Annotated in this window: 2 protein-coding genes; one reads left to right on the top strand and one right to left on the bottom strand. The window is 61.9% G+C overall.

The window, feature by feature from the left end; genetic code table 11:
- Positions 1-52: 52 nt before the first annotated feature.
- Positions 53-1,513: a pyruvate kinase gene (gene pyk / locus DXC67_RS03670; protein ID WP_117637393.1), complete on the bottom strand. Its 1,461-nt coding sequence runs from the start codon at positions 1,511-1,513 to the stop codon at positions 53-55.
- Positions 1,514-1,954: 441 nt separating this feature from the next.
- Between pyk and DXC67_RS03665 the strand changes: the two genes are divergently transcribed.
- Complete coding sequence (locus DXC67_RS03665) at positions 1,955-4,636, top strand: cation-translocating P-type ATPase (RefSeq protein WP_117637392.1); 2,682 nt, start codon at positions 1,955-1,957, stop codon at positions 4,634-4,636.
- Positions 4,637-4,788 lie beyond the last annotated feature (152 nt).

Genomic DNA, 4,788 nt, shown 5'->3' with positions numbered 1-4,788 from the left:
AAGGCGAAGCCTTCCGGGCCCTTTGCAATGCAAACATGCTTGCAAGTACGACTTAACGCACCTGAGCGACGTAAGCGACGTTGGTCGAGGAGACCTTGTCCTCGAGCTGGACGCTCATGCGGGGATCGCCGGCGGTAGCGACGGTCAAATCGCCAGCCTCGACGTAGCCGAGCTCCTTAGCGGTCTCGATCGCCTTGACGATCGTGCCGTTGACGGTGCCCTGGGTAATCTCGGCCTGGTGCGGGATAACGCCCCAGTACATGATCATCTGCTGGACGGCCCACTCGTGGCGGGAGAACGCGCAGATCGGCATGTTGGGACGGAAGTGCGAGATCAGGCGTGCGGTACGACCGGTTGTCGTCGGCACGGTGATGCACTTGGCGCCAACGGTGGTGGCCATGTTCACAGCGGACATACCCACAACGTTGTTGACGACGCGGGTGCCGTGAGCGTCGGCCGGAACCTCGAGCGGAGCGTGGGCCGGGAGGTACTTCTCGGTCTCGAGAGCAATGCTGGCCTGCATCTTAACGGCCTCGACCGGGTACTTACCGGCAGCGGACTCGCCAGAGAGCATAACGGCGTCGGTGCCGTCGTAGATGGCGTTAGCAACGTCGGCAACCTCGGCGCGCGTCGGGCGCGGGTTCTGCTGCATGGAGTCGAGCATCTGCGTAGCGGTGATAACGGGCTTGTAGGCCGCGTTGCACTTGGCGATGATCTCCTTCTGGATGTGCGGAACGAGCTCGGGCTTGATCTCGATACCCAGGTCGCCACGGGCGACCATGATGCCGTCGGAAGCCTCGAGGATCTCGTCGAAGTTCTCGACGCCCAGGGCGCACTCGATCTTCGGGAAGATCGTCACGTGCTCGCCGCCGTTCTCGCGGCAAAGCTTGCGGATGCCACGGACGGACTCGCCGTCACGGATGAAGGAAGCGGCGATGTAGTCGATGTTCTCGGTCAGGCCAAAGAGGATGTCCTGACGATCGCGCTCGGTGATGGCGGGCAGCGAGATGTTGACGTTGGGCATGTTGACGCCCTTGCGCTCGCCGATCAGGCCGTCGTTCTTAACGACACAGGTCATGTCCTGGCCACTGACGGACTCGACCTCGAGGGCAACCAGGCCGTCATCGATCAGGATGAGGGAGCCCTTCTCGACCTCGGAAGGCAGAGCCAGGTAGTCGAGGGAGATGTGCTCAGCGGTGCCGTGGAAATCCTCGGACGTGGGCTGAGCGGTGACGACGATCTTATCGCCGGTCTTGACGGCAACCTTCTTGCCGTCGACCAGAAGGCCGGTGCGGACCTCGGGGCCCTTGGTGTCGAGCAGGATGCCGACGGGCAGACCGAGCTCCTTGGAAATACGGCGGACGCGCTCGATGCGACCGTGGTGCTCGTCGTAGGAGCCGTGCGAGAAGTTAAAACGGGCGACGTTCATGCCCGCCTTGATCATCTCGCGGATGGTCTCGTCGCTATCGCAGGCGGGACCCATGGTGCATACAATCTTAGTGCGCTTGTACATTCAGACCTCCATCTGACATCGTCTTGCGCTGATAGATAAACCATAAGAAATAAAACCGTGTTGATTATAACGAAATGCTGACCGAATACCCCATAAAATCGACCGTATGCCGAATTAGAAGTTCATTTTTTGCGGGATAAACGGTATATGAGAAAATTTACCAACCGCTCTAACCGCTGCTATCTGGGCGATATGTCAGTTTGGCGATGTGCCGAAGAAAAAACGTTTTACCAATGTTGAGCATCACACGGTCTGCACCGTTGCGTGCGGACCATATTTCCAAACCGATTGTTTTGGCTAGACGCGTCGCTTTGGGGTACCATAGCTCCACTATCAACTGCCGCTCAGCACGGCAGCCTTGATGAGCCCTTGCCCTTCTCCTGGGAATTATGATCGGGCATCAATCTGCTGAGTGGCCCGAATCCCAGGAGGGGACTCTATATGCAAAAGGAATACCTGTCCGCCGCGGCGGAGGTGCTCAGCGACCAAGGTGTCGATGAGAACCTCGGCCTGAGCAACGACGAGGCGTCTTCGCGCCTCGCCAAGACAGGCCCTAACAAGCTCGAGGAAGCTGAGAAGACGCCGCTGTGGAAGCGTTTCTTTGAGCAGATGGCCGACCCCATGGTCATCATGCTGATCGTTGCCGCCGTCATCAGTGCGCTCACGGGCATGGTCAAGGGCGAGCCCGACTTTGCCGATGTTGCCATCATCATGTTCGTCGTTATCGTCAACTCGGTGCTGGGCGTGGTCCAGGAAGCCAAGAGCGAGGAGGCCCTCGAGGCCCTGCAGGAGATGAGTGCGGCGCAGTCCAAGGTGCTGCGCGACGGCAAGCTCGTGCACCTGCCGAGCGCCGAGCTCGTGCCCGGCGACGTGATCATGCTCGAGGCGGGCGACTCCGTTCCGGCCGACTGCCGCGTGCTCGAGAGCGCCACGATGAAGATCGAAGAGGCCGCGCTCACCGGCGAGTCCGTGCCCGTCGAGAAGCATGCCAACGTGATCGAGCTCGCCGCCGGCACCGACGACGTGCCGCTCGGCGACCGTAAGAACATGTGCTATATGGGCTCCACCGTCGTGTACGGCCGTGGTCGCGCCGTCGTGGTCGGCACCGGCATGAACACCGAGATGGGCAAGATCGCCGGCGCCCTGGCCGAGGCCAAGGAAGAGCTCACGCCGCTGCAGGTGAAGCTCGCCGAGCTCAGCCGCATCCTCACCATCATGGTGATCGTCATCTGCGTCGTCATCTTTGGCGTTGACATCCTCCGCCACGGCGTGGGCAACGTCCTTACCGATCCGACTGCCCTGCTCGACACCTTTATGGTTGCCGTCTCGCTCGCCGTCGCCGCCATCCCCGAGGGCCTTGTTGCCGTCGTGACCATCGTCCTTTCGCTTGGCGTGACCAAGATGGCCAAGCGCCAGGCGATTATCCGCAAGCTCTCTGCTGTCGAGACCCTTGGCTGCACACAGACCATCTGCTCCGACAAGACCGGTACCCTTACCCAGAACAAGATGACCGTCGTCAAGCACGAGCTCGCTGCGCCCAAGGAGAAGTTCCTGGCCGGCATGGCGCTGTGCTCCGATGCTCAGTGGGACGAGGAGCTGGGCGAGGCCGTGGGCGAGCCGACCGAGTGCGCGCTCGTCAACGACGCCGGCAAGGCTGGCCTCACCGGCCTGACTGCCGAGCATCCGCGCGTGGGCGAGGCCCCGTTCGACTCGGGCCGCAAGATGATGTCCGTGATCGTCGAGACCTTGGATGGCGAGTACGAGCAGTACACCAAGGGCGCGCCCGACGTGGTGATCGGCCTGTGCACCCATATCTACGAGGGCGAAAAGGTCGTCCCGCTGACCGAGGAGCGTCGCGCCGAGCTCGTGGCCGCCAACAAGGCCATGGCCGACGAGGCTCTGCGCGTGCTGGCGCTGGCAAGCCGCACCTACACCGAGGTCCCGAGCGACTGCAGCCCCGCTGCGCTCGAGCACGACCTGGTCTTCTGCGGCCTGTCCGGCATGATCGACCCGGTCCGCCCCGAGGTCGCCGAAGCCATCCGCGAGGCCCACGACGCTGGCATTCGCACCGTCATGATCACGGGCGACCACATCGACACCGCCGTGGCCATCGCCAAGCAGCTGGGCATCGTCACCGATCGCAGCCATGCCATCACCGGTGCCGACCTCGATCGCATGAGCGACGAGGAACTCGACGCGCACATCGAGGACTACGGCGTGTACGCCCGCGTCCAGCCCGAGCACAAGACACGCATCGTCGAGGCTTGGAAGTCGCGCGACCAGATCGTGGCCATGACGGGCGACGGCGTCAACGACGCCCCGTCCATCAAGCGCGCCGACATCGGCGTTGGCATGGGCATCACCGGTACCGATGTCACCAAGAACGTCGCCGACATGGTGCTTGCCGACGACAATTTCGCCACCATCATCGGTGCCTGCGAAGAGGGCCGTCGCATCTACGACAACATCCGCAAGGTCATCCAGTTCCTGCTTTCGGCCAACCTTGCCGAGGTCTTCTCGGTGTTTATCGCCACGCTCATCGGCTTTACCATCTTCCAGCCGGTGCAGCTGCTGTGGGTGAACCTGGTTACCGACTGCTTCCCTGCGCTCGCGCTGGGCATGGAGGACGCCGAGGGCGACATCATGAAGCGCAAGCCGCGCAACGCCAAGGATGGTGTCTTTGCCGGACATATGGGTCTGGACTGCGTGGTCCAGGGCCTAATCATCACCGTGCTGGTGCTGGCGAGCTTCTTTGTGGGCGTGTACTTTGACATGGGCTACATCCACATCGCCGATATGATCGCCGGCAATGCCGACGAGGAAGGCGTGATGATGGCGTTCATCACGCTCAACATGGTCGAGATTTTCCACTGCTTCAATATGCGCAGCCGTCGTGCGTCGCTGTTCACCATGAAGAAGCAGAACAAGTGGCTGTGGGCTTCCGCCGCTCTGGCACTGGTGCTGACGGTGATCGTGACCGTGCAGCCGACGCTTGCCGAGATGTTCTTTGGCCCTGTGACGCTTGAGCTCAAGGGCGTTCTTGCCGCGCTGGGCCTGGCCTTCCTGATCATCCCGTTGATGGAGATCTACAAGGCGATCATGCGCGCGGTGGAGAAAGAGTAACGTACCTGTCCGGGCCCGCCCGCCTGCGGGGTTTCTTCTTCGCTGGTCCTCGCGCTTCGCGCTGCGGGATCACTCAGAAGAAACCCCTCCCGGCGGGCGGGCCTTCGGATAACCTCTCGGGACCGTAAGCTGAGGGAAAGTGTGTGAGTCGG

Source organism: Collinsella sp. TF07-1 (assembly GCF_003437235.1).
Lineage (GTDB): Bacteria > Actinomycetota > Coriobacteriia > Coriobacteriales > Coriobacteriaceae > Collinsella.
Note: the sequence above shows the minus strand (reverse complement) of the source record. Positions and strands in the feature narration are given on the sequence as shown.

Excerpts from the sequence above, each read along its gene's own strand:
- pyk (WP_117637393.1), bottom strand. The coding sequence starts at position 1,513 with ATGTACAAGCGCACTAAGATTGTATGCACCATGGGTCCCGCCTGCGAT.
- DXC67_RS03665 (WP_117637392.1), top strand. The coding sequence starts at position 1,955 with ATGCAAAAGGAATACCTGTCCGCCGCGGCGGAGGTGCTCAGCGACCAA.